General features: G+C 70.9%; 22 protein-coding genes. 3 read left to right on the top strand and 19 right to left on the bottom strand.

Going from position 1 to position 25,476, the window contains the following annotated elements; all coding sequences use genetic code 11:
- Positions 1-2: 2 nt before the first annotated feature.
- From ispH to DN771_RS16630, 15 genes are all read right to left on the bottom strand, one after another.
- On the bottom strand, positions 3-1,529 hold the full coding sequence (gene ispH / locus DN771_RS16695; RefSeq protein WP_116998678.1) for a 4-hydroxy-3-methylbut-2-enyl diphosphate reductase: 1,527 nt from the start codon (positions 1,527-1,529) through the stop codon (positions 3-5).
- The gene (gene shc / locus DN771_RS16690) at positions 1,522-3,606 is read right to left on the bottom strand and encodes a squalene--hopene cyclase (protein ID WP_116998677.1); all 2,085 of its coding nucleotides are present in this window, start codon (positions 3,604-3,606) and stop codon (positions 1,522-1,524) included. Before shc ends, ispH begins: the two co-directional genes overlap by 8 nt.
- Before the next feature lie 10 nt (positions 3,607-3,616).
- Entirely contained in the window at positions 3,617-4,639 is a 1,023-nt protein-coding gene (locus tag DN771_RS16685) for a polyprenyl synthetase family protein (protein ID WP_162942040.1), read from the bottom strand.
- Positions 4,636-5,991, bottom strand: coding sequence for a hydroxysqualene dehydroxylase HpnE (hpnE, locus tag DN771_RS16680; RefSeq protein ID WP_116998675.1), 1,356 nt, complete (start codon positions 5,989-5,991; stop codon positions 4,636-4,638). Before hpnE ends, DN771_RS16685 begins: the two co-directional genes overlap by 4 nt.
- 166 nt (positions 5,992-6,157) lie before the next feature.
- On the bottom strand, positions 6,158-7,024 hold the full coding sequence (locus tag DN771_RS16675) for a phytoene/squalene synthase family protein (protein WP_116998729.1): 867 nt from the start codon (positions 7,022-7,024) through the stop codon (positions 6,158-6,160).
- Positions 7,021-7,890: a squalene synthase HpnC gene (hpnC, locus tag DN771_RS16670; RefSeq protein ID WP_162942039.1), complete on the bottom strand. Its 870-nt coding sequence runs from the start codon at positions 7,888-7,890 to the stop codon at positions 7,021-7,023. The genes DN771_RS16675 and hpnC overlap by 4 nt, the downstream gene beginning before the upstream one ends.
- A 151-nt stretch (positions 7,891-8,041) precedes the next feature.
- The gene (locus DN771_RS16665) at positions 8,042-8,911 is read right to left on the bottom strand and encodes a MerR family transcriptional regulator (protein WP_162942038.1); all 870 of its coding nucleotides are present in this window, start codon (positions 8,909-8,911) and stop codon (positions 8,042-8,044) included.
- Positions 8,904-9,743 (bottom strand): SDR family NAD(P)-dependent oxidoreductase, encoded by an 840-nt coding sequence (locus DN771_RS16660; RefSeq protein WP_116998672.1) that lies wholly within the window; start codon positions 9,741-9,743, stop codon positions 8,904-8,906. Before DN771_RS16660 ends, DN771_RS16665 begins: the two co-directional genes overlap by 8 nt.
- A 64-nt stretch (positions 9,744-9,807) precedes the next feature.
- Positions 9,808-11,610 (bottom strand): vWA domain-containing protein, encoded by a 1,803-nt coding sequence (locus DN771_RS16655; protein ID WP_116998671.1) that lies wholly within the window; start codon positions 11,608-11,610, stop codon positions 9,808-9,810.
- A gap of 135 nt (positions 11,611-11,745) precedes the next feature.
- A complete protein-coding gene (gene guaB / locus DN771_RS16650; RefSeq protein WP_116998670.1) occupies positions 11,746-13,248 on the bottom strand; it encodes an IMP dehydrogenase in 1,503 nt (500 codons plus the stop codon).
- Positions 13,245-13,877 carry a phosphoribosylglycinamide formyltransferase gene (gene purN, locus DN771_RS16645; RefSeq protein ID WP_116998669.1) on the bottom strand — a complete coding sequence of 211 codons (633 nt, stop codon included), beginning with the start codon at positions 13,875-13,877 and terminating at the stop codon, positions 13,245-13,247. The genes guaB and purN overlap by 4 nt, the downstream gene beginning before the upstream one ends.
- A gap of 562 nt (positions 13,878-14,439) precedes the next feature.
- Entirely contained in the window at positions 14,440-15,201 is a 762-nt protein-coding gene (locus tag DN771_RS16640; protein ID WP_116998668.1) for an ABC transporter permease, read from the bottom strand.
- Complete coding sequence (locus DN771_RS29605; RefSeq protein WP_162942037.1) at positions 15,198-16,163, bottom strand: ABC transporter ATP-binding protein; 966 nt, start codon at positions 16,161-16,163, stop codon at positions 15,198-15,200. Before DN771_RS29605 ends, DN771_RS16640 begins: the two co-directional genes overlap by 4 nt.
- The gene (locus tag DN771_RS29600) at positions 16,160-17,062 is read right to left on the bottom strand and encodes an ABC transporter permease (protein WP_162942036.1); all 903 of its coding nucleotides are present in this window, start codon (positions 17,060-17,062) and stop codon (positions 16,160-16,162) included. Before DN771_RS29600 ends, DN771_RS29605 begins: the two co-directional genes overlap by 4 nt.
- Positions 17,059-18,000, bottom strand: a complete 942-nt coding sequence (locus DN771_RS16630) for an ABC transporter ATP-binding protein (RefSeq protein WP_205528628.1) — start codon at positions 17,998-18,000, stop codon at positions 17,059-17,061. Before DN771_RS16630 ends, DN771_RS29600 begins: the two co-directional genes overlap by 4 nt.
- A gap of 213 nt (positions 18,001-18,213) precedes the next feature.
- On the opposite strand from DN771_RS16630, the gene DN771_RS16625 reads away from it, so the two are divergent.
- Together DN771_RS16625 and DN771_RS16620 are read left to right on the top strand one after the other, a co-directional pair.
- Positions 18,214-18,963 (top strand): hypothetical protein, encoded by a 750-nt coding sequence (locus tag DN771_RS16625; RefSeq protein ID WP_116998667.1) that lies wholly within the window; start codon positions 18,214-18,216, stop codon positions 18,961-18,963.
- Between the two features lie 76 nt (positions 18,964-19,039).
- On the top strand, positions 19,040-19,825 hold the full coding sequence (locus tag DN771_RS16620) for a hypothetical protein (protein WP_116998666.1): 786 nt from the start codon (positions 19,040-19,042) through the stop codon (positions 19,823-19,825).
- Between the two features lie 8 nt (positions 19,826-19,833).
- Here the strand turns inward: DN771_RS16620 and DN771_RS16615 are convergent, their stop codons facing one another.
- The 4 genes from DN771_RS16615 to DN771_RS16600 form a co-directional block, all read right to left on the bottom strand.
- Positions 19,834-21,303, bottom strand: a complete 1,470-nt coding sequence (locus DN771_RS16615) for an alkaline phosphatase PhoX (protein ID WP_116998665.1) — start codon at positions 21,301-21,303, stop codon at positions 19,834-19,836.
- A gap of 103 nt (positions 21,304-21,406) precedes the next feature.
- Positions 21,407-23,053, bottom strand: a complete 1,647-nt coding sequence (locus tag DN771_RS16610) for a hypothetical protein (protein ID WP_116998664.1) — start codon at positions 23,051-23,053, stop codon at positions 21,407-21,409.
- A complete protein-coding gene (locus DN771_RS16605) occupies positions 23,050-23,838 on the bottom strand; it encodes an enoyl-CoA hydratase (protein WP_116998663.1) in 789 nt (262 codons plus the stop codon). Before DN771_RS16605 ends, DN771_RS16610 begins: the two co-directional genes overlap by 4 nt.
- Positions 23,839-23,881: 43 nt before the next feature.
- Positions 23,882-24,505 carry a hypothetical protein gene (locus DN771_RS16600; RefSeq protein ID WP_116998662.1) on the bottom strand — a complete coding sequence of 208 codons (624 nt, stop codon included), beginning with the start codon at positions 24,503-24,505 and terminating at the stop codon, positions 23,882-23,884.
- Positions 24,506-24,585: 80 nt separating this feature from the next.
- On the opposite strand from DN771_RS16600, the gene DN771_RS16595 reads away from it, so the two are divergent.
- Positions 24,586-25,356 (top strand): enoyl-CoA hydratase, encoded by a 771-nt coding sequence (locus DN771_RS16595; RefSeq protein ID WP_116998661.1) that lies wholly within the window; start codon positions 24,586-24,588, stop codon positions 25,354-25,356.
- Positions 25,357-25,476: the final 120 nt, after the last annotated feature.

The following is a 25,476-nucleotide window of genomic DNA, read 5'->3' as shown; positions in this document are numbered from 1 at the left end:
TGCTACTTGACCAGGCTCGGAAGGGGGAACGAGACGTCTTCGACCACCACGGTGCGCTCGGTGACCGTGACCGGACCGAGCGACGCGATCGCCGCGACGACCTCTTGAACTTTCGATTCGGGGGCCGACGCCCCGGCGCTGATGCCGACACTCACGGCCTTCTCCAGCCAGGCGACGTCGAGACCGTCGGGCCCGTCGACGAGGTGAGCGCGCACGCCGCGCCGCTCGGCGACCTCGACGAGCCGTCGGGAGTTGGACGAGTTGGCCGAGCCGACGACGAACAGCACGTCGCTCTCGGCGGCGATGGCCGTGACCGCTTCCTGCCGGTTCTGAGTGGCGTAGCAGATGTCCTCGCGGCGGGGACCGGCGAGATTCGGGAAGCGCTCGCGAAGCCGCTGCACGATGCCGTCGGCCTCGTCGACGGCGAGTGTCGTCTGCGTCAGGTAGGCGACTCGGTCCGGGTCGCGCACGGCCAAGCGGTCGACGTCCTCGGCCGACGCCACGACGCTGATCCGTCCCGGCGCCTCGCCGATCGTGCCGATGACCTCCTCGTGGTCGTCGTGACCGATCAGCACGATGTCGAAGTCGCGATCGGCGAATCGCCGGGCCTCGCTGTGGACCTTGCTGACCAGGGGACACGTCGCGTCGATCACCTGGAGGCCGCGGGCGTCCGCCTCGCTGCGGACCATCGGGGACACCCCGTGAGCGGCGAGGACGACCGTGGCGCCGGGCGGTACTTCGTCGAGCTCCTCGACGAAGACCGCGCCGCGCCGCTCGAGGTCGGCCACGACGTGGGAGTTGTGGACGATCTGACGCCGCACGTACACGGGTGCGCCGAACCGGTCGATCGCCCGCTCGACGATCTCGATCGCCCGCTCGACCCCCGCACAGAACGACCGTGGCCCGGCGAGAAGGATGTCACGGTCACCGCACGCCTCGGCCCACCGCTCCAACGGGGCCACGACGGATGCCAACTTGCCGAGGACCATGCGGAAGTTGCGAATGGTGTGCCGTGAGAACAACTCGTGGCTCGGCGTGTCGATGATCACGCGCACGACGGCGAAGGGGCGGCCTCCCTCCGTGGCACCCAGGCCGTCGGCCAGCCACGCCGACTCCATCTCGACGGCGATCGCCCCCGAGGCGGCGAGCTTGTCGCGCGCGTCGCCCTTGATGATGACGTGGGCGCACGACAGCGGCCCGATGCGCGACGTGATGCCCGCCGCGGCGAGGGCCGAGGCGACCAGGGGCGCCCCCGGGAGGTCGACGGAGATCTTGCCGTCGGTGGACACCAACGAGTCGGCGACGATGATGTCACCAGGTTTCAGGTCGTCGCTGAGGGCGCCGGCCACCCCGACGACGGCGATCGGGCCTGCCGGATCGATCCGGCGCCTGCCCTCCCCAGCGGCGAACGCCGACGCCTTCGCCGGCCCCATGCCCGTCCGCAGCACCGTCGCGCTCGTGGCGCCGCGCTTGATCGCGACGTGCTCGATGCGCATCGGCGCGAGGACGGTCAAGCGGCGATCACCCATCGTGTGCTCCCAACGCCTTGACGTACCGGCCGAGTGCCATCACCGGGAACACGAGCCGATAGAGGTGATAGTTGATGTAGAAGTCGCGAGGGAACCCGGTGCCGGTGAAGTACGGCTCGTCCCACGAGCCGTCGGCGCGCTGGTTCTCGACAAGCCATGTCACGCCGCGGCGGGTCGATTCGCCGAGGTCGCGTGCCGACGTGCGAGCGAGGAGTGCCCATGCGGTCTGCGAAGCCGTGGACTCGCCGCGGCCGCGCCACGAGTCGTCGGCGTAGGAGCGCAGGTCCTCGCCCCAGCCGCCGTCGGGGTTCTGCACCGAGTCGAGCCAGCGCATGGCGTGCTGCACGCGCTCGTCCTCGACCGAGACACCGGCCGAGACCAGTGCCGGCACGGCGGCGCCGGTGCCGTAGATGTGGTTGGCGCCCCAGCGGCCGAACCACGATCCATCACGCTCCTGCTCCTGCGACAGCCACTCGACCGCGCGGTCGAGGGCGGCCCGGTCGACCGCATGGTCCCGGCTGACCGAGCAGAGGTGGGAGAGCATCTCGACGGCGTGGGCCGTGACGTCGGAGCTCGGCGGGTCGGTGACCGCGCCGAAGTCGCAGAACGGCAGCTCGGCCGCGACCCGGCTGTCGTTGTCGACGTCGAAGGCACCCCACCCGCCGTCGCGGCACTGCATGCCGTTCGTCCACCGAACGGCGCGGTCGATGGCGGCCTGGACGCGCACCGGATCGACACGGCGGACACGATCGAGGGCCAAGACGACTTCTGCGGTGTCGTCGACGTCGGGATAGTTGTCGTTCTCGAACTCGAATGCCCAGCCGCCCGGGGCGAGGTCGGGGCGCTTGACGCTCCAGTCGCCCGTGACGGTGACCTCCTCGTCGAGCAGCCAGTGCGCTGCCTTGGCGAGTCGGGGATCGGTGGGGTCGACTCCGGCGTCGGTGAGGGCGACGACCGCCAGCGCGGTGTCCCACACCGGCGACTGGCACGCCTCTAATCTGCGTTCCCCGGCCACGCATCCCGCGTGAACGGCCGCTCGAACTCCGGGACGCTCGCTGGCGCTCGCTGAACCCCGACACGGACTGTCCCCAGCGCACTTCGTGTGGTCCCAGATGCTGAACGAGTCGAGGCCGGCGAGGCCGGCCTTCATCACGGGATGGTCGAGTGGGTAGCCCTGGAGGTGCAGGGCGAGGAGCGAGTACACCCAGGGCGGCTGGATGCCGCCCCAGCTGCCGTCGGCCTCCTGACGCTCGACGATCCAGCGCTCGGCCTTGCGCAGGGCCCGCCGGCGCAGCGGTCCGATCGGGCGGCGTTCGTGCAGGTGCAGCACGCGATCGAGGTGCTGGAACGCCCGGGCCAGCGTGCGCGGCGGCCGCGGCTCCGTCTCCTTGCGTGGGGCCCCCGTGCGCAGTTCGTCGAGCCCGAACGCTTCCCCGGCCGGCAGCCAGGCCGGGCGCAAAGGACGGACGGGCCGGTGCGAGCCGACCACGGTGAGCGGCACGATCGTCTGGCGGGCCCAGCAGGCGAAGTCGTAGATGTTGAGCGGGACGCGCCGGCCGAAGATCTGGTGGGGCAGGAGGATCACCTCGGGCGGCAGCGCCGGCAGCTCGTCCCACGACCACAGGCCGAACAGCGCCATCCAGATCCGCGTGAACACCCGGGTGCGCTCGACGCCGCCCTCGGCGACGATGTACGCCGCCGCCTTGTGCATGTGCGGTGCGTCGACCGGATCACCGCCGAGCTTCAGCGCCCAGTAGGCCTCGACCGTGGTGGACAGCTCGGGCGGGCCGCCGAAGAACGTCGCCCACGTCCCGTCGTCGCGTTGCTGGCTGCGGATCCAGTTGGCGGCACCCTCGGTGATCCGTGGGTCCGAGATGCCGAGGAACTCGCGCAGGAACAGATCCTCGGCGTCCATCGTGACGTTCGTCTCCAGCTCACCCTTCCACCACCCGGCCTCGGACTGGAGTGCGAAGAGCGCGTCGACGGCGCGCTCGAGCGCGGCCCGCGCCGCCTCCGGCCCGAGGAGGGACAGGGCGTCGGCGTCGTGTGACGTGGTGGAGTGGTGCAAGGCGGTCATTCCGGACTCCTCAGTACTCCCTCTCGACGACGAACCGGGCCAGGGTTTCCAGCTCGGTGGCGGCGCCGGGCTCGATGGGCTGGGTGGCGATCGTCGCCAGCGCGGCGTCGAGGTGCGTGTGCGCTCGTTCGATCGTGCGGTCACGGATGCCGGCGTCGGCGAGGACGTCCGACAGGGCCGCCACCGCGTTGGGGCCGGGTGACGTGGCGAACGCGTCGCGGACGGCGTCGGCGAGGCGCCCGCCGGATTCGAGGGCGAGCATCACCGGGACAGACTTCTTGCGTTCACGGAGGTCGTTGCCGACGGGCTTGCCGGTCGCGTCGGGGTCGCCCCAGATGCCGAGGACGTCATCGACCGCCTGGAACGCCAGACCGAGCTCGAAGCCGTACTGCTCGAGGGCGCCGACGACCTCGGGGCCGGCTCCGGCGAGCACCGCTCCCACGCCGATCGACCCGGCGAGCAGGGCACCGGTCTTGTTGCGCTCCATCTCGATGCACTCGGCGAGCGTGCCGTCGAGGCGTCCGTCGAGGTCGGCGTCCTGGGCCTGACCGGTGATCATCGCCGCCGTCGCCGCTGTGACTGAGCGCAGCGCCGCGGCCGCGTACGGTGACGACGAGGTGCCCGACTCGAGCACCTGGAAGGCGAGCGTGTGGACGGCGTCGCCGACGAGGATCGCCTCGGACACGCCGTACACGTCCCAGACCGTCGGTCGATGGTGCCGGGTCTTGTCGCCGTCCATGATGTCGTCGTGGATGAGTGAGAAGTTGTGGATCAGCTCCATCGCCACCGCGCCGGGCACGGCGACGGACGCGTCGCCGCCGGCGGCCTCGGCGCCGAGCACGGCGAGCGCCGGCCGCACGGCCTTGCCGGTCCGCGCCGTACCAGGCGGGATGGGTGTGCCGTCCGGTTCGACCCACCCGAAGTGGTACTCGGTGGGGAGCCGCAGGCGAGGGGTGAGCTGAGCGACGGCCTGGCGGAGCGCGGGCAGCACCAGCTCCCGGGCGCGGGCGAGAACGGGGGGAGTGACGGTCACGCGGCGGCTCCTGAACGGGACTCGGTCGTAGCGATCTGACGCAGGACGTCCCGGGCGGCGACGTTGCCGCTGCGCACCGCGCCTTCCATCGTGGCCGGCCATCCGGTGTCGGTCCATGCTCCGGCGAGGGCGACACCGGGGATCGACGTCGTCGGTCCCGGCCGCAGGTGGGCGCTGCCAGGAGTGCCACGGAACGTCGCGGCGACCTCGCGTGTGACCATCGACGAGACCACCGTGGCCGAGCGGGCCGCGGGGACGAGGCGGGCCATCTCGGCGGTGAAGCGTTCGACCAGCTGGTCGCGACTGAGCGGGAGGTACTCCTCGGCCGACGACAGCGAGATGGCGACCGCCTGATGGCCGGCCGGGGCGTCGCCGGCGAACGTCGAGTCGGTGCGGTCGAACACGAATTGCACGGGCGAGTCGACGCCGGCCAGGAACGGCTGGTCGATCACCTTGCGGTCGTAGTGCAGGTGGACGTTGACGATGGGCGAGCGCCCGAGCGTGGCCACGTCGTCCTGGCCGGGGAACGATCCGGAGGGGAGCAGGCCGGCGACGGCGTCGTGGGGTACAGCGACCACGACGGCGTCGGCGGCGATCGTGCCGTCGTCGAGCACGACGACCGGACCGTCGGGGCCCGACTCGATCGCCGCCACCTTGGCGCTGACGCGGACCTCGGCGCCGGCGTCCTCCAGCACGCGCCGTGCGGCGTCTCCGTGGAGCTGTTGGAGCGGGACGTTCGACCAGCCGATGTCGGCGCCGTCGTTGCGGTCGAGGAGTCCGGTCTTGAACACCTTGGTGGCGAGGAGCAGCGACGCCTCGCTCGAGGGGAGGTTGATGGTGGCCCGGATCACGATGTCCCAGAGGGCGGGTAGAGCGCTCGCGGCGACGCCATGGGTGGCGAGCCAGTCGCCGAACGCCTGCTCGTCGAGCGAGGGGTCGTCCAGGTCGAGGCGCTTGAGGGCGAGCGAGGCCCGCACGGCACCGAGCCGTTCGGTGAGCGACAGATGCCGGTACGTGGACAGCGACGGGGCGAGGTGGAGCGGCGAGGGCAGCCCGACGCGGCGCAGCGTGGCGTTGGGACCGCCGGGACGGTGCACCGGCACGGTCATGCGTTCCTGCAACGTCACGTGCTGCGACGACCCGATGCGATCGAGGAAGGCGAGATACTCGGTGCAGCACCGCATGAACACGTGCTGACCGTTGTCGTAGCTGCGGCCGTCGCGACGGAACGACCAGGTGGCTCCGCCGAGCCGTGGCGCCTTCTCCAGCAGGGTCACGTGCACACCGGCATCGCTCAACGCCACCGCCGCCGACAGCCCCGCCAGCCCGCCCCCCACCACGACGACTCTCATTGCGTCCCTACAAGCGATTCGCTGAAGCTCACTGGGCCACGCAGGCCGGCGCGCCGGCTTCCCGACAAGCCGGCTCGGCTGAAGCCTCGGCAGCTAGCGCTCCGGTCGCCTACCCGCTCGAACTCCGGGACGCTCGCTAGCGCTCGCTGAACTCCAACGGTTGTATTCACGGCGTCGCTCCGGAGAGGCTCTTGGCGGCGACCCACAGCTTCTGCGAGGTCGACACCGACACGCGCCGGTCGAGCACCGAGCCCGGCGCGGCGGCGATCTGCCGGAGCAGCTGGCGGTAGATGCCGCTCATCGCCGCGACGCACGCCCGGCTCCGCCGGTCGAGGAGGTCGAGGAGCGGCAGACCCCGCCGATAGAACCGCTCGCCGACCGTGGCGAAGTGGGCGACCAGGTCGGCCATCGCCGCCGGCGGTCCGGACAGGTCGGGCTCGCAGCCGCGACGCTTGATCTCGTCGGCCGGCAGGTAGACGCGGCCCATCCCGCGGTCCTCGGCGACGTCGCGCAGGATGTTGGTCACCTGGAGCGCGACGCCGAGGTCGTCGGCCAACCGCGCTGCCGTGGCTGGGTCGCCGGTGTGGCCGAACACTCCGAGCGACAGCCGGCCGACCGAGCCGGCGACGAGCCGGCAGTACGCCTCGGTGTCGGTGAACGTCGCATAGGCCGCCCCGGTGCTGTCCCGGCGGCAACCTTCGACGATCTCGGCGAAGGCGGCCACCGGCACGGCGAACCGTCGAGCGGCATCATGGACGCCGACCATCACGGCGTCGTCGTCACGGGGAAGCACGCCATCGGCCAGCTGTTGGATGTCGCGGTCGACGGCACCGAGGTCGACGAGCTTCTCGTCGGTCGGCCGGTCGCTGTCTGCGATGTCGTCGATCCGCCGGGCGAAGGCGTAGAGCGCCGACATCGCCCGGCGCTTGGGCGGCGGGAGCAGGGCGATCCCGTAGGCGAAGTTCTTCGCCTCCGTCTTGGTGATGCGGGCGCATTCGGCATAGGCCGCGTCGATGCTCAACCCAGCGGTCATCGGCGCCGCCACGTCATCGCGAGAGGGACGGCGTGACGGACGATGCGCGACGTGCTCGGGCGGCACGCGGTGCCGAGCACGTCGTAGCCGGCGGCGGCGATGGCGTCGAGGGCAGCCAGACCGCCAGCGGCGAAGCCGGCGATCGCCAGGCGGGCCCGCCACGGCAGCCCGGCAGCCAGGGGACGCGCCGAGGACAGCAAGGCACGGGCGCGGTCGGCCTCGAACGCGACGAGACGCCGAACGGCGTCGCTCGCCGTGGCCGCACCGAGGTCGGCGTCGGTGCAGCCGAAGCGGGCCAGGTCCTCCTGGGGGAGATAGACACGTCCGGCGGCATGGTCCTCGGCGACGTCCTGGAGGTGCTCGATGATCTGCAGGGCGCTGCAGACGTCGTCGGACTGCGCGCGCCGATCGTCGGTCGCCTGGTCGACGATCTCGAGCACGATGCGGCCCACGGGATCGGCCGACAGCCGGCAGTAGTCCCGGAGCTCGTCGAACGTGGCATAGCGCTGTTGCACCTGATCGCGCCGGTTGGCGTCGATCAGCTTGCGCAGCTCGCCGAGGACGGCGGGTCGCCTCCGGGCCAGATCGGCCGCGCCGGCGATCGCCGCATGGGCCGTTCGTCGGGTCGGGTCGGCGGTGGCGGCGAGGAGCTCGGCCTCGATGTGGTCGAGCACAGCGAGCCGGTCGCCGGTGTACTCGTCGCCGACGTCGTCGACGAGGCGGGCGTACACGTAGCTGGCATGGAGGTCGGCGCGCCACGCTGCGGGGAGCACGCGCAACGCCACCGGGAAGTTCTCGGCGCCGGCCTTGGCAGCGAGCGCGTCGAACTCGGGAAGCGTGCCAGGATGGTCGGACAGCGGATCCACCTGCTGAGCAAGAGTTGAACCAGACGTTCTAGTTCTTGTAGTTGCCCGGGGTGGGTATGTCAAGCATCGTCATGGGACGGTCACATAGTCGCGCGCGCCCTCGCGGCGCGGCGCCGGTGGCCGCGAGCCGCCGCTCGGCAGGGCCGAAGCGTCACAGTTCGAGGGGTGGCGGGGTGAAGCGGGCACCGGTGATCTCCGACGCGAGCAAATCCTCGAAGATGGCGACGAGAGACAGCATGATCAGCCAGCCGCCGCCGGCTTCGGCCTGGTCGTCGGCCGCCGACGGCTGGACGACCCGCCCGAGCCGCCGGGCCAGTCCGGCGAACAGCGTCACCGCCTCGCTGACCGACGGTCCGCTCTCCTGCGTGAGGCGTTTGGCCAGCTCGAACAGGACGGGCAGGCCGGGACGGAGGTGTGTGGCGAAGGCGGCCGGCCGCTCGGACTCGGGAAGGCTGCCTGCCACCTGGTCGAAACCGTCGATCGCCCGCTCGATGATCGCCCGGGCGGCGGCGAGGAACACGTCCTCCTTGCTGTCGAAACAGCGGTAGAACGTGCCCTTGGCCACGTCGGCCCGTTCGCACAGGGCGGCGATGCTCACCTCGTGGAAGCCGTGGACGGCGAACTCGGCGATCGCCGCGTCGATCAGCTTGGTCTCGGGGGTCCGGTCGCCCACCTGCTCGGTGAGCTCGAGCCCCTCCATCGCGCTGCAGCCGCCGTCTCGTCCGCGGAGGAACTCGCCCATGACGTCGCGGATCTCGTCCAGGGAGCAGCCGCGCCGTCGCAGTGACCGGACCATCGTCAACGCCGTGACGTGCCGATCGTCGTAGCGGTACTGGTTGGAGGGAGAGCGAGACGGTTCGGGGATCAACCCGAGGCGCCGGTAGTGGTGGATCGAGCTCGCCGGCACGGCGCTGAGCTGGACGAGATCGCGGATGGTGTAGTCGCCCTCCGCCGGGTCTCCCCAATCGATGGGCGGGCGCGCGACGAGGGGCGAACGGGCCACCGAACCGTGTTCACTCATCCGCCTTACCATGCTCCTTCGGGGTGCCGTTTGTCGAGATGCGGGCGCGCAGCTCACGCCGTTCGCCGGCGAACATACGCCGCGTCCCCACGCTCGACGCGATGGGAACGACGACCTTGGCGGCGTGGGCGAATCGCAGCCACCGAGGAAGGTACCGCTCGGCGGCGCCACCGTGGGCCGCCCGGACGATGAGCCGAGCCACGGCGCCCGGGTCCACGGGGCGGGGGCGCCGGTTGCCGTAGGCCCGCCCGCGCCGGGCGAAGAACTCGGTGTCGACCGGTCCCGGGTTGACGAGGGCGACCGAGACGCCGGTGCCGTGGAGCTCGACGGCGAGCGATTCGGTGTAACCGGCGAGGGCGAACTTGCTGGCCGAGTACGCCGCCTCGAACGGCGCACCGATCCGGCCGGCGATCGAGCCGACGTTGACGATTCGCCCCCGATGCCGCTCGAGCATGCCGGGGAGCACGGCTGCGGTGGCGTGCACGGCCCCGAGGTAGTTCACGTCGATCGTGCGGCGGAACACGTCGATGCCGGTCTCGGCGACCGCGCCCCACGCACCGATGCCGGCGTTGTTCACCAGCACGTCGGGCGGACCGAGCTCGCCGGCGATGCCGTCGATCGCCTTGCCGAGGGCGGCGGCGTCGGCGACGTCGGCGGCGGCAGCGACGGCTCGCTCACCGATCGACGCCGCAGCGTCCTCGACGTCGCCACGGTCCCTGGCGATGAGGCCGACGGCGTGTCCGTCGGCAGCGAAGCGGCGCGCCGCCTCCAGGCCGATGCCGCGCGATCCGCCGGTGATCACCACGACCGATGGCGGAAGGCGTCGATGCATCGCCGGCGAACCTACCCGTCCGGTGCGCACCGATCCGGGCACCAGACGGGTCGGTGCGGTCCGGTCAGTCCTCGACCGACACGGTGTCGATCGGCTGGGCGTGGATCGCCAGCGTGATCACCTCGGCCATGTCGGCGGCCCCCTCGACGCCATCGGCAGCGAGCGCCTCGGCCTCGACGAGCAGGTCCTCGAGCGACACGCCCCGCTCGGTCACGACCGAGCCTCCCTTCAGCACCTCGGCCGTGTTGGCGACGAGGGCGGCGAACCGCAGCGTCGTCGACGAGGCGTCCCCGTCGGCGAGGTCGATCGGCGTCTCCGTCTCGGTGACCTCGTCGGTGGCGGGGTCGGCCCAGCGGAGGCGCACGTTGCCGGCGACGCTGGTGTCGCGGCCGGCGGCCTCCTGGTCGACGAGCTCGAGCTCGTAGAGGGCGCTGACCGCGTGGCCGGCGCCGAGCTCGCCGGCATCGACGGTGTCGTCGGTGAAGTCGGCGTCGTCGAGCTGGCGGTTCTCGTAGCCGACGAGGCGATAGCGGGCGACCACCTCGGGATCGAACACCACCTGCACCTTGGCCTCGGCGGCCACGACCGTGAGCGTCGGCGTGAGCTCGTCGACGAACAGGCGGACGGCCTCACCGAACGTGTCCACGTACGAGTAGAAGCCGTCGCCCTGGTTGGACAGCTGCTCCATGAGATGGTCGTTGTAGTTGCCCATGCCGTAGCCGACCGTGACGAGGTGGATGCCGTCCTCGCTCGCCTGGGTGATGTCGGCCGTCAGCTCGTCGGCGTCGGTGACGCCGACGTTGGCCACGCCGTCGGACGCCAGCACGACCACGTTGAGGCCCTCGGGGTCGAGGTTCTCGCGGGCTTGCTCGTACCCGAGCCGGAGGCCGGCCTCCATGTTGGTGCTGCCCCCGGGGCCCAGAGCGTCGATTGCATCGACGATGTCGCGCCAGTCCGCGACCGCCGTCGGAGCCAGCACGGGCGTCGCGTCGTCTCCGTAGGTGACGATCGAGATCGTGTCGTCGGTGCGCAGGCTGCGCACGAGCAGGGCGAGCGAGGCCTTGACGAGACCGAGCCGCTCGCGGATGTCCATCGAGCCCGACGTGTCGATGACGAACGTGATGTTCGCCGGCGGACGATCCTCGTCGGCGAGCTCGGCCGTCGTGATCCCGATGCGGACGAGGGCCGGGTCGTCGCCGTCGGCGGGCCGGGATTCGACCGTGGCGGCGAGCGCGCCGTCGGTGGCCGGGGGGTCGCCGAAGTCGAACGAATTGATCCACTCCTCGGGCCGGATCGAGTCGGGCTCGGGGCGCAAGCCCTGGTCGAGGAACGTGCGGGCCACGCTCATCGATCCGGTGTCGACGTCGAGGGCGAACGTGGACTCGCGGTCGTCCTGCGCGGTGACCCACGTGGAGTCGCCGGCGTCGACGAACGTGTTGTCCTCGGTGATGCCGGGCTCGTCGGGCGGCAGCGGGATCATCGGCGGGCCGGGTTCGACGGCGGCGGCGTCGGCCTCGGCGACGGCGGGCATCGGAACCCCGCCGGTCGTCTGGGCTGGCCCCCCCGGCGGGGCGGCGTACACCACGGCGCCGTCGGCGTCCATCGGCGGGCTCGTGTAGCCGAGGTAGTACGACGCCGGGTCGATGTCGCAGCGGGAGTCGAGATCGTCGGCGTCGACCGGTTCGGCCATCGAGTCGTCGGGCGGGTCGGCCGCCGACTCGTCGGTGGCCGACGCGTCGTCCGCGGCGATCGGGGCGCAGCCGGCCGGATCGCCGCCCGCCGCGTGTGCGGACGAGGCGGTCGTTCCGGCGAGGATCCCGCACGAGACGGCGAGGGAGAGGGCGAGGGGCACGAGTCGGTAACGCATGGCCCTCAGACGTCAACGGCCCGCCCCCCGGTTCCCGAACCGCCCGAACTCGTCCCCGCCCCACCCATCCGAGTGTTGAACCGCGCCAGAGTGTGGGATGCCCAGGGGTCGGGCATTCCACACTCGGATGGGTCGTCAGCTGCGCTGGTAGTTGGGCGCTTCGTTGGTGATCGTCACGTCGTGCGGGTGGCTCTCCTCGCGGCCCGCCGTGGTGACCCGCATGAACCGCGCCCGATGGCGTAGGGCGTCGAGGCTCGGCGTGCCGGCGTAGCCCATGCCGCTACGCAACCCACCGACGAGCTGGTAGACGACGTCGCCGAGCGCCCCGGCGTAGGCGACACGCCCCTCGATGCCCTCGGGGACGAGCTTGCGACTCGCCGCGCCCACCGCGCTCTGCGCGGTGGCGTAGCGGTCGGCGCCGAGGCCTTGCATGGCCCCCATCGAGCCCATGCCGCGGTAGCTCTTGTAGCGACGGCCCTCGAACAGCTCGATCTCGCCCGGGCTCTCCTCGGTGCCGGCAAGCAGCGAGCCGAGCATCACGCATTCCGCGCCGGCGGCGATCGCCTTGACGATGTCGCCCGAGTAGGTGATGCCGCCGTCGCCGATGATCGGGATGCCGCGCTGCATCGCTCGCCGGGACGCCTCCCAGATCGCCGACAGCTGTGGCATGCCGGCACCGCTGATGACGCGAGTGGTGCAGATCGATCCGGCGCCGACACCCACCTTGATCGCGTCGGCCCCTGCGTCGGCGAGGGCATCGACGCCCTCGTGCGTGACGACGTTGCCGGCGGCGACCGGCAGGTCGGGCCAACCCCCCTTGATGCGTTCGATGGCCTTGAGCACGCCGGCCGAATGGCCGTGCGCGGTGTCGATGGTGACGGCGTCGACGCCGCGGGCGACGAGGGCCTCGACACGCTCCTCGAGGTCGGCGCCCACGCCCACGGCGGCGGCGCAGCGCAACCGGCCCTTGTCGTCGCGGCTGGCGTTCGGGAACTCCTGGCGCTTCTGGATGTCCTTCACCGTGATGAGCCCGGCGAGTCGGCCGGCGTCGTCGACGAGCGGCAGCTTCTCGATGCGGTACTTCTGGAGGATCGCCTTGGCCTCGTCGAGTGACGTGCCGACGGCCGCGGTGACGAGCCCGTCGGCGGTCATGAAGTCGGAGAGCGGGCGCTCGTAGTCGGAGCTCTCGCAGAAGCGGATGTCGCGGTTGGTGAGGATGCCGACGAGATGGCCGTCGTGATCGGTGACGGGGACCCCGGAGAACTTGAACCGGTTCATCAGCGACTCGGCTTCGTGCAGCCGGGCATCGGCCGGCAACGTGACCGGATCGGTGATCATGCCGCTCTGGCTGCGCTTGACCTTCTGCACCTCGGATGCTTGATCGGCGACCGACATGTTGCGGTGGATGACGCCGATCCCGCCGTGACGGGCCATGGCGATGGCCATGCGGGCCTCGGTGACCTTGTCCATCGCCGCCGACACCAGCGGGATGGCGAGGGTGATGTCCGCCGCGAACGTGGCGGAGGTGTCGACCTCGTCGGGCAGCGCCTCCGAGTAGCCGGGGACGACAACGACGTCGTCGAACGTCAGCGCCTCGAAGCGGTCGAACAGCGCGTCGTTGGGATGTCCGTTGCTCATGGTTGCTCCTGGGGTGAGGGGGGTCGGGCGTGAGGAGATCGGGCGACGAGGGCGATCAGTGTGGTGACGAGCAGCTCGTGCTCGGTGGCGTGGACTCGGGTGGCCAGGTCGTCGAGCGTGTCGCCGGCGTGGATCGGCACGTCCGCCGTGGCGAGCACCGGGCCGTCGTCGACTCCTTCGTCGGGGACGAGGTGAATCATCACGCCCGTGCGCTCACGCTCGCCGCGCAGGAACTGCTCGTAGGCGCGCTCGATGGCGTGCGTCCCCGGTAGCTCGCCGGGGAGGGCCGGGTGGAGGTTGACGACGCGATTGGGGAAGGCGCCGAGGAACTTCATCGTGAGGATGCGCATCCAGCCGGCGAGCACGATCCAGTCGGGCTCCGCCGCGGCGACCACATCGGTGAGGCGCGTGTCGTAGTCGGCGCGGGCTTCGCCGGGCTGTCGTTGCAGCAGCGTTCCCGGCACCCCGGCAGCCCGCGCCCGCTCGAGTGCATAGGCGTCGGGCTGGTCGGAGACGACGCCGGCGACCTCGGCACGAAGGCGACCGTCGGCGCAGGCGGCGAGGATCGCCTGCAGATTGGAACCCGAGCCGGACGCCAGCACCACCAGCCGCGTCAACGGAACCTCCATGAAGAGACCCTACGCGCCAGCCCCCGGCGACCGGACGACCCTTGACGTTTTGTTTGCGTTCCCTACAAGCGCTTCGCTGAAGCTCAGTGGCCACGCAGGCCGCGCGCGCCGGCTCCCTCCGCTGGCGCTCCGGTCGCCTACGTGCTCGGACTTCGGGACGCTCGCTGAACCGTGCTGCTGCGTTCCCCGGCCACGCAGGCCGCGTGAACGGCGTGCTCCGCTAGCGCTCCGCTCGCCTTGACCGCGCGGACTTCGGGACGCTCGCTGCGCTCGCTGAACTCCGGAGCTCGTCGTCGACGGCGACGACCAACGCGTCGATGGAGACCGGTGGCGAGACGATCAACGCGCGGACTCCGAAGGGGGATGCTCGAAGGGGGACTTCCCCCTTCGATGCGGCGATCAGCGGAGCTTGCTCCGCCGCCGCTTCTTTCAATTTTCGTGCGAGCGAAGCGAGCTCAAACAACTCGCCGCAGCGAGCGAGGAGCGAAGCGACGACGCTCGCCGAGGACGATCAAACTCGCCGCAGGCGAGCGAGCGAAGCGATGCGAGCCGAGGACGATCGTCAGTCGCTGGCGCCGGAGAGCTTGAGGTGCTTCATGCGCCAGTTGGCGATGGCGAGGGCGACGAGCGTGACGATGGCGAGGCGGACGATGGCGCCGGCGCCATCGGGGATGCCCTTGCGGACGAGGCGCCGCGGCGCGTCGTCGAGGAGACCGACGAAGATCGCCCGTGACTCCCACGTCGGCGACAGCTGGGCGATTCCGGTGAGGGCGGCGCCGAGCAGCCGTTCGATGAGGAAGACGATGGCGAGCGACCACACGGCGGTGCGGCGCGTGATGCTGCCGACGGCCACGAACAGGGCGATGTACGACACGCTGCCCACGACCGCGGCCAGCAGCATCGGACCGACCGACGACGGCGAGCCGGCGACGACGGCCGCGAGGCCACACGCCGGCGTGATGGTGACGAGGGCGACGAGGGCACCGCCGAGCCATCGGCCCACGACGATCTGCCACGTCGGCGCCGGTGTCAGCCACGTGAAGTGGAACGTGCCCGAGCGCATCTCGGCCCCGAGGACGGAGTCGCCGATCACCAGCGCGGCGATGGGCATGGCCAGGCTCAAGATCCCCTCGGCAGCGACGTTGGCGAAGGCCCGGTCGGCGGTGTCGTCGACGGCGTGGGCGAGCAGCCCGAACAGCACGGCGCCGGTACTGGCCAGCACGATGGCCGCCCACCGCCGTGGCGGCACGCACGAGCGAAGCGTGTACCCGACGATCGCGGCGAACCGCGACGGCGGCCGAGCCGTGTGGCTGTCGGTGCTCACCGGATCAGCTCCCGGAAGAGGCTCTCGAGGGAATCGTCGAGCGGACGGACCTCGTGGATGCGGATCGCCGAGTCCCGGGCGAGGCGGGGGAGCGCCGTGGCGAGCTCGCGTCCACGTGCCGTCTCGACGACGAGCGTGGGCGACCCGTCACTGCCGGCGCGGAACGTGACGCCGCCGACGGCGGGCAGCGTGACGAGACCGGTGGCCAGGAGGCGGTCGTCGGTCGAGCGGATCAGCACATGCCGCGGTCGGTCGTCCATGGCGTCACGGATCGCCCGATGTCCGCCGGCTGCGGCGAGCCGCCCGTTGATGATCACGATCACGCGCTCGGCCATTCGTTCCACCTCGTTGAGCACGTGCGAGCTGACGATCACCGTGCGGCCCGATGTGCCGTCGGGCCCGGGCGTGCCGAGCCGCTTGAACAAGGCGATGAGGTTGGCGCGCTGCACGGGGTCGGCGCCGTTGAGCGGCTCGTCGAGCACGAGCACTCGCGGCGAGGTGACCAGCGCGGCGGCGATCTTGGCCCGTTGGCGCATCCCCTTGCTGAACGTGTCGACGTGGCGATCGGCCACGTCGAGGAGACCGACGGTGGCGAGGGCGGCGTCGGGTGCGTCGCGGTCGGCGATGCCGTGGAGGTCGGCGACGTAGCGGGCGAGCCGGCGGGCCGACAGCCCGGGCGGCACCGCTTCGTCCTCGGGAACCAGCGCCAGATCGCGGTGCACGCTGCGGTCGTGGCGGGGAGAGCGGCCGCCGACGGTGATCGCGCCCTGGTTCACGCCCACCATGCCGGTGATCGCTCGCATGAGGGTGGTCTTGCCGGCGCCGTTGGGGCCGAGCAGCCCGGTGACCCCCGGTCCGAACGAGCAGCTCAGGTCGGACAGGGCCACCTTGGGGCCGAACCACACCGACACGTCGGCCACGTCGACCGTCGGGTCGGCCACGAATGCCGGATCGCCGTTCACCGTTCCACCCACCGGTAGCGGCGCAACAGCACGATCGTGCCGAGGACGACGATGACCACGTACTCGATGATCGCCAGCAGACCGCCGTACTCGACCCCGTTGAGCTGCGAGCCGCGGTCGATGTGGCCCAGGAACACGAGGTCGCGCAGGAACAGCGGCAGTGTCAGCACGTTCAGCAGGGCGGCGATCGATCCGCCATCGAAGCGGGGGTCCTCGCCGACGATCACGCCGGCGGCGATCGAGGTGACGAGGAACAGCCCGATCATCACGGCGCCGGCGACGATGCGACGATCGGTGAGCGACGAGATCGCCACGCCGACGACGGCGTAATAGACGGCGAGCATCACGACGGCGAGGGGGATCTGCCACAACACGTCGAGGTGCCCGGTGAGGTAGTCGAGGGCGTTGTCGCTGACGAGCATGTTGCCGACGTAGAGGATGACCTGGGGGATGAACGAGAAGGCGAAGAGGATCGTCGCCATCGCCCCGACCTTGGCGGCGACGTAGTCCGATCCGTTGAGCGGGCGGGCGAACATCAGGGGCAGGACGTGCTGGCGACGGTCGGGACAGATGATGTCGGGCGCGACGAGGGCGACGAACAACAGCAGGGCCGACGACACGCCGACGTAGTCGCGGTAGGTGATGATCTCGAACCGCTCGGAGATGATGGCGCGGTCGCGTGTGACGTAGCCGATGCCGATGTTGACGATGGCCGGCACGGTGACGACGGCGAGCAGCACGAACGGGGGGACCTTCTGGCGCCACGAGCGGCGGATGCCGAGGGCGCGGCGGATGGTCGACTTGTACAGCGCCCACGTCGCCGCTCCGCGCCGGCCCCGCGGGCCGTCGTACGGTCGGTAGCCGCGGTCGTAGACGGCGCCGGACGTCACGCTGCTCATGGCGCGCTCCGATCTCGCAGGAACACATCGTCGAGCGACGTGAGGCGGTTGGAGAGTCGGTACAGCGGCAGGCCGAGGTCGGCGACGACGTCGCGGACCGTGTCGAGGTCGGCGTCGCCCTCGACGCTGACCTCGGCGTGGCCGTCGACCGTGCGGGCGCCGAGACCACTCCGCTCGAGCGCGGCGGCGAGTGTGGCGGCGGCGTCGGCGCCACCGACGTCGAGCGTGACCGTGCCGGTGGTCTCGAGCAGCGACTCGGTGGCCCCGGACACCACCAGCCGGCCGGCGTCGATCATGACGACGTGGTCGCACACTTGCTGCACGTCGTCGAGCAGGTGGGTGGCCATCAGGACGGAGATCCCGAAGTCGCCGAGGCGGGCGATCAGGCTGAGCATCTCCTCGCGGCCGATGGGATCGAGGCCCGCAGTGGGCTCGTCGAGGAGGATGAGTTGGGGGTCGCCGACGATCGCCTGAGCGAGCTTGGTCCGCTGGCGCATGCCGGTCGAGAAGCCGCCGATCGGCCGGAACCGGGCTTCGTCGAGGCCGACGAGATCGAGGATGTCGGACGCCCGTTGGCGGGCCACGCGTGCCGGCAACCCGCTCAGCTCACCGAACGTGGCGACGACGTCGGCGGCCGTCTGGTCGAGGGGCAGGCAGTCGTGCTCGGGCATGTAGCCGAGACGGGCGCGTACCGAGACCGGATCGGTCCCGACGTCGATGCCGCACACCTCGATTCGGCCGGAGGTGGGGTGAGCCAGGCCGAGCAGGAGCCGGAACGTGGTCGTCTTCCCCGCGCCGTTGGCCCCCACCAGCCCGGTGCGGCCGGCGGGGACGTCGACGGTGATGCCGTCGAGAGCGGTCACGGCCGGGTACTGCTTGGTGACCTGCTGCAGGCGCAGGACGGGCGACGGGCCGCCCACTGGATCACCGATGCTCACCGCCGCCACCGTACGGGAACGTGGGCCCGTTGCCCAGTCGGTGATGTCCCTGAATCGTCTCCGGGCCTTCTCCGATCACGCCCGTGGATGACGTCGCTGACCAGGGCCTGTGAGCCCGCCGGTGCGCGGGTGAGAGCGTCGGTGAGTTCGCCGGACCTCCGTGCGCTCGGGCCGGTGAGTCGGGCGGTGAGCGGGTTCCGTCACCGTCGCCGCATGACCAACTTGTCGGCCCGCCTCGACCTCGAGTGGACCCGGATGGGACGCCGTTCGGCGCTCCTCGACACGGTTCGCCGCTGGAACCTCGTCGATCCGGACGACCCACCGATCACCAGCCTCGACGACCTCCTGCGTCGCACCGGCCTCCGGTGCCAACCGACGCCGCAGTCGAACGCATTGCTCGGCCGGCTGGTCGAACGGGCGCGCACCGAGCCGCTCGCCGCACGGATGGTGTTGCAGCGGCTGCTGCCCGGCTTGCTCGTGATCGTGCGTGACGAGCAGCGGCGGTCGCCCGGCGTCGACGCGTTCGACGTGCTGCTCGCGGAGGCGTGGATGTCGATCGTGCGGTATCCGGTGGCGGCGCGGGATCGGGACATCGCCGCCCGCCTGCTCACCGACGCCCGCCACCGGGCGTTCACCAATCCGCGGCGACGGCGGCGGGTCAGCGAGTCGCCCTGCCCGCCGCACCGGCTGCACGAGCCCGAGGCGCGGACCGACCGCTCGCCGTTCGAGGAGCTCACCGGACTGCTGGCCGACGCTCGCGACCACGGGCTGCCGCAGCGCGACGTCGAGGTGGTCGCCGGCATCGTCAACCACGGTAGCGCCGCCCAGCTGGCGGTCGTCGTGCGGATGGACGCCCGCTCGGTCCGGTACCGGCGCGACCAGGCGATCAAGCGCCTCCGGAGTTACCTCCGCGAACCCCGCCTCCTGCCGGTCGGGCCCCGCCCGTCGACCCTCACGGCGTGACTGACGGGATGTGCCAGGCACGTCCCGTCAGTCGGGCATCCCCGATCGTCGGGGCCCACGGTGATTGACTGCGCGTGTGCGTCGATGGCGTCGGAGGCTGCTGGTCGGCGGGCTCGTCCTCGCCGTGGTGCTCGCCGCAGGCGCCTTTGCTCTGTTCCGCTACAAGACGGACAGCGAGGTCACACCGGTCGGCGTGGACCACGCATTGGCCGACTTCAACGCCGAGGTGTCCGGCGGCTCGGTCGCTTCGATCCTCGCCGCCGCCCTGCCCGAGCCGGGGGTGTACACCTACGCGACCTCGGGTGGCGACGGCGTCGATGCTCTCGGTGGCGGCGAGCACGTGTACCCGGACGTCACGACACTCACCGTCACCGCTGCGTCCTGCGGTGTGTCGCAGCTGTGGGTCGCCGCCGTCGAGCGGAGCGACGAGGTGCTGACGTGCGCGGTCGGCGGGGGAGTGGAGACGGTGGCGTTCACCGCATTCCACCGGTTCTTCGGGGTCGACGACCGCGAGTCCCACCTCTGCACCGGCGAGCCACGACCGCTCCGAGCGCCCGCGGGTACGACGTGGACGACCACGTGCGTACGCGAGGGCGAGACCGCGGTGTGGACCGGCGAGGTCCTCGAGCCGGGCCGACTCGTCGTCGGTGACGAGCCCGTCGACGTCGAGCACGTCGTCGTCACCATCGACAACGGCGATCCCGACGACAGCCAGCGCACCGAGACGTGGTACCGCGCCGGGACCGACCTCGTCGTGCGCCGGGTCGTCGACAACGCCACCGTCGAGGGCTCACCCATCGGGGTCGTCCACTACACCGAGCACTACGAGATCGCCCTGACCGGCCTCACGCCGGCGCGTTGACCGCGCGCTCAGGCCGTGGTGGCGGGGCTGCCGTCGGCAGCCATGGTCGACGCCGGGGTGCCGCCGTCCCACGGGCCGGTGATGGCGAACGTGACGCCGGGCGACTGCAGGCTGGCGTACAGCGTCTGGCCGTCGGCCGAGAACACGGCGCCGGCGAACTCGCCGTCGTCGCGTGCGTTGCGGGCGAACATCTGGTTCGACCCGTCGGCGGCGACGGTCCAGAGGTGTTGCACACCCTCGCCGTCGGCGCACAGGATCAGCCCGCCCCACGGGGCGACGGTGATGTTGTCGGGCGAGTCGAAGTTGTCGCTGTCGGGATCGGCGTTGACCGTGAAGTGCACGACCAACTCGAGCGTCTCGGCGACCGGGTCGAGCTTCCACACCTGGCCGTCGTGCTCGCCGGCGGAGCCGTCGTCGAGGCGTGCGTACGACGCGACGATGTAGGCCGCGTCGTTGCCCCACCACGTGCCCTCGAGCTTGCGGGAGCGGGTGACCTCTTCGACCTGCATGCGGGTCGACTGCTCGGTGGCGAGCGGATCGGGGATCGCCACCCACCCGAGGTTGAGCACCGTGCCGACCTCGCTGTAGGCCGAGAGGTCAGGCACGAACTCGCCGGCCTCGTCGGTGGCGGCGAGGGCCTCGAGCGTGGCCCCGGCGCGCAGCGAGCCGTAGGTGCCGGACGTGTCGTTGGGCGTCGCGCGATAGAGCAACCCGTTGGGCTCGGAGGCGTCCTCGGTGAGGTAGACGATGCCCGTCGCCGGGTCGATCGACACGGCCTCGTGAGCGAAGCGGCCGAGACCTTCGAGGGGCGTCGGGTTCTGGTTGTTCTCGACGTTCACCGGGTCGACCTCGAACACGAACCCGTGGTCCTTCTCGAACCCGTCGGCGATGCGGTCCTCGGTCTCCTCGCACGTCAGCCACGTGCCCCACGGTGTCACGCCGCCGGCGCAGTTCTCGCTCGTGCCGGCCAGGCTGACGTACTCGTTGACGACGGAGCCGTCCGGGCCGATCTCGGTGGTGGTCGTGCCTCCGCCGCAGGTGGCGTCGTAGACGTACTCGGCAGCTGCGGTGGCCGGGAACTCGAGCACGTACGGTTCGCCGTCGTCCACGCCCTCGATCGCTCCCTGCTCGCTGTTGCGCACGAGGTACGAGTTGCCGTTGGCGCCGACGAAGAGGCCCGTGCCGTCGAAGTTGTCGGGGATCACGCCGCCGTCGGTCGTGGCGGTGCCCGCCTCGGAGACGATCGTGTAGCTGAAGCCCTCGGGCAAGTCGAGGAGCTGGTCCGGGTCGGCGACCAGCGGGCCGTACCCGCCGCGTCGTTCCCGGAGGGTTCCGAGCACGGCGCCGCCGAGGGCGCTGCCGCCGGGCGTGCCGGCGGTCGCGCCGGCCCGGGGGAACGTGACGCCGAGGTTGCCGGCGACGAGGAGGCCGGCGCCGGCGGCGCCGCGATTGAGGAGCTGTCGTCTGTTGAGAGGCATGCCGCGACCTTCCCAGTGCCGGCTGGCTGGTCGCTTGCCGCCGGCCACCGGTCGGGCGACGCGGTGGTGAACTTCCGATGAACCGGTCGGAGACGATCGATCGTCAGCCGGACGGGATCTCCCAGAGCCGCCAGTTCTCGTCCTCCCACACCACGACCCAACCCCTGGCCAGCAGGTCGTTCTCGGTCGCTTTGGGCTGGGAGTACTCGCGCTGGAGGTTCTGCATGAAGTAGTCGCCGAGGCGGGCGGCCTTGTCGAGGTTGGTGGTCTGCACGCCCCGCCGTCCCGTGTACAGCGTCATCGTGCGGACGCGGTAGTAGACGATCACGTCGTCGGCATCGGTGTACCGCTCGATCGCGGTGAACGCCGGCGCCGAGATCTCGGTCACGCCACCCGACTGAACCTGTCCCGAGTCGTTGTAGCGGTCGGCGGCGCGCAGGCGGGCGGGGAGGTCATGCACGTGGAGGGCGGCGATCCACAGCGCCGGTACCGACAGGCAGGCGAGGAGGGCACGGCGTGTCGTCACGCCGAGCCGCCGGTGCCCGAGGAGGAGCTCGGCGTACGAGATCGGCAGCATCAGCGCGAAGTAGGCGATGAAGGGCGTGATCTGGAAGTAGTAGCGAGCGACCATTCGCATGTGGGTGCCGACCACGAGCATCGTGCACGCGGTGAGGACGGCGATCGGGATGTTGAGCCGGGGCCGGCGGATGCACGCGACGATCACTCCGGCCGCGGCAATCGCCATGAGGATCAGTCCGAGCAGCGGATGGGGCCCGATGCCGAGCTGGAGCGTCAGCTGGAACGGGTAGTCCTTCGTCTTGGTGTCGGTGCTGAAGAGTCGTTCGGTGATGAACCGCTTGGAGTTGCCGTTGTCGGGGATCAACGTCGACGGCAACAGCAGCTGGAAGAGGAACGCCCCGGCGGCGAAGGCCAGGAACGGTGTGCCGATCCGGCGCCACGGGATGGCGTGGACGAGCGCCTTGAGGCGCGACACGACCGAGCCACCGGGGAAGCGCCACGTCGAGAGCGAGCCGACGGTGTCGACCACCATCGCCGCAGCGAGGACCGCCAGCAGCACGATGCTCTCGCGGCGGATGTTGTAGGCGGCGACCATGAGCAGGCCGAGCGTGACGAGCTGGCCCGTCGAAGCCGTCAGCAGCCCGACCCGTCTCTCCACCCACTGAGCCGTTGTCGCGGCCTGCGTGGCCGGAGAACGCTGCAGCCGGTCGAGCCACCAGATCACGGTGGCCGTGGCCGCCATGTGGGGGAACTCGGTCAGCAGCTGGTCGGTGTGCACGAGATACAGCGGCGCGCTGGCGAAGGCGACGGTGAGCGCCAGAGCGATCACCCGGCCGGTGCGGCGCCGGACGATGCCATGGAAGAGGACCAGCCACACGCAGAAGGCGGCGACCTCGACGACCTTCAACTTGTCATAGGCCTCGATGCCCCAGAGGTGGACGAACGGCGACAGCAGGATCGGGAAACCCCACGGGTAGATCGGTGGCGTGACCGCCACCGAGTTCTGCCAGAGGAAGCGGTTGTCCGTGATGACCTGGGCGACGTTGCCCTCGAACAGGCTGCGGGCCTGGTTGATGTAGAGCGCGAAGTCGTCGCCGAGTCCGTGCCCGTTGCGATGGAGGCGCAGGGCCACGACGGCCGCGGCGATGACGACCGCGGCGAGCATGCCACCAGAGATCAACCGCGTGCGGTCGCGGTGCCGGGCAGGGCCGGCGTCGCCGGCTTCGCTCATTGAGTGCGGCCGCGGTCGATGATGGCGGCGCGCCGGGCCGCCACGCGTTCGGGGCTGAACGTCGTACGCAGCCAGGCCCGACCGTCCCGGGCCTCGGTCTCCCACGCGTCGTCGTCGTGGGTGATGGCCGCGTACGTGGCGCGGATCTGGCGCACGCCCGGCTGATCGTTGCCGATGATGTCGGCGGCGATGGAGCGGGTGAACGGGATCAACTCGTCGTGGGGGACGACGTGGTTGACCAGCCCGAAAGCGAGAGCCTCCTCGGCGCCCATGAAGTTCCCGGTGAAGCTCATCTCCCGCGCCCGGCGCACCCCGATCGCCTGGGGTAGCAGCACCGTGAGTCCCCATCCCGGCATCACGCCGACGCGCGAGTGGGTGTCGCCGAACTTCGCCCGTTCCGACGCGATGAGGAAGTCGCAGTTGAGCGCCAGCTCGAACCCGCCCGTGATCGCCACGCCGTTGACGGCACCGATCAACGGCTTGGTGTGGCGCGGGAACGGCCCTCGAACCTGGTGGCCACCTCGCGAGGTCTCGGTGGAACTGGAGCCGACGAGCGAGTTGCCCTCCAAGCCGAGCTCCTTGAGGTCGAGCCCGGCGCAGAACGCAGGGTCGGCGCCGGTGAGGATGATGACGTCGACGTCGTGGTTGTGCTCGGCCGCGATGATCGATTCGGCGAGGAGTCGCATCACCTCGCTCGACAGCGCATTGCGCGCCTCGGGCCGGTTGAGGGTGATCGTGGCGATGCGCTCGGCCACGTCGAGCAGCACAGGGGTACCGGCAGTCATCGAGGGCGATTCTTGCAGGCTCGACGCGTCGCGACGAGGCGGTCTACTCGGCGGTGCTGTCGTCGGCGGGGAGGAATGCGAAGCGCAGGTCGCCCAGGCGCACGAGCGTCGACGCCACCCAGCCGCCGAGCGCACCGAAGTGGTCGTCGAGCACCGACGACGTACCGTCGGCGAGCGTCTCCTCGGCCAGCTCGTAGAGCCCTTCGTAGGTGACCTCGACGGCATACGACAGCTCGATCTCGGTGGGGTCGCTGGGGTCTGGGTGGATGACCTCGACGGTGAGCCCGGCGCGCTCGAGGCGGCCTTCGCCGACGAGTGGGCTGGCCGTCGGGATCGACTCGTAGATGCGGTTGATGTCGGGGGTCTCGGCGAGCCGCTGCACGCGCAGGACGATCTCCATCTCGATCGCCGGCGGGCTCTCCAGCTCCTCGTCCACGTACCACCGGCGGTAGGCCGTCTGGCTCCAGGTCGGCCAGTCGAACGTGACGTGGGCGACCACCCGCGGGGGTTGCCCCTCACCGGGAAGGCCGTAGCTGGTCTCCCAGGTGACGTCGCCGAGCAGCACGTCCACCTGGAAGTGCTCCTCGAATGCCTGCCGTTCGAGGAACGCCGCCTCGAACGCGTCGCGGAGCGCGCTGATGGCATCGGTGAAGACGTGATCGAGCATGTGGAATTGAGGCTACTGGGGAGAGCATGGAGGCAGCGTCGGATAGGACCGAGAGAGGGTGTCCTGACAGACTCGGCGGCATGAGCAGCCCTGACTCGAGCCTGGTCCTGACCGACGTCGCAGACGGGGTCGGCACGCTGACGTTGAACAATCCCGACGAGCGCAACACGCTCACGGCCCCGATGGTCGAGCAGATCGTCGCCGCGATGGATGGTTTCGAGGCCGACGAGTCCGTGGGTGCCGTGGTGGTCACGGGGACACCGCCCGCCTTCTGTGCCGGCGCCAATCTCGGCAACCTCGCCGAGGCGGACGGATCGAGCCTCGGTCGCATCTACGAGGGGTTCCTGCGCATCGCCCGCAGCACGCTGCCCACGCTGGCTGCCGTCAACGGTGCGGCGGTCGGGGCCGGCATGAACCTCGCGCTCGGGTGCGACGTGCGCTTGGCCGCCCGGCGGGCGAAGTTCGACACCCGTTTCCTGCAGCTCGGGATCCATCCCGGCGGTGGGCACACGTGGATGTTGCGCCGGATCGCCGGGCCGCAGGCGGCGGCGGCCGCCGTCCTCTTCGGCGACGTGCTCGACGGGGCCGAGGCCGAGCGGGTCGGGCTCGCCTATCGCGTCGTCGACGACGCCGACCTGCTGGCCGCAGCCCACGACATGGCGGCCCGGGCGGCCTCGGTCCCGCGTGAGCTCGCCATCGAGACCAAGCGCACGCTGGCGACCATGGCGGGCGTCACGTCGCACGACGAAGCGGTCGCCACCGAGCTCACACCGCAGCTGTGGAGCACCCGTCAACCGTGGTTCGCCGAGCGCGTCGCGGCCCTCCAGGCGCGCATCTCGTCGAAGCGCTGAACGTCACGATCTCGTCACCAGAATCACACCCGAGGTGGCCCCTATCGGTCAGCTGCTGGGCTATGGTGAACCTGCAAGGGCCAACCAGCTCTCATCCAGGAAACGGCGTCCGAACAGGAC

The organism is Desertimonas flava (genome assembly GCF_003426815.1).
GTDB classification, from domain to species: domain Bacteria; phylum Actinomycetota; class Acidimicrobiia; order Acidimicrobiales; family Ilumatobacteraceae; genus Desertimonas; species Desertimonas flava.
This window is presented reverse-complemented; position numbering and strand designations above follow the sequence as displayed.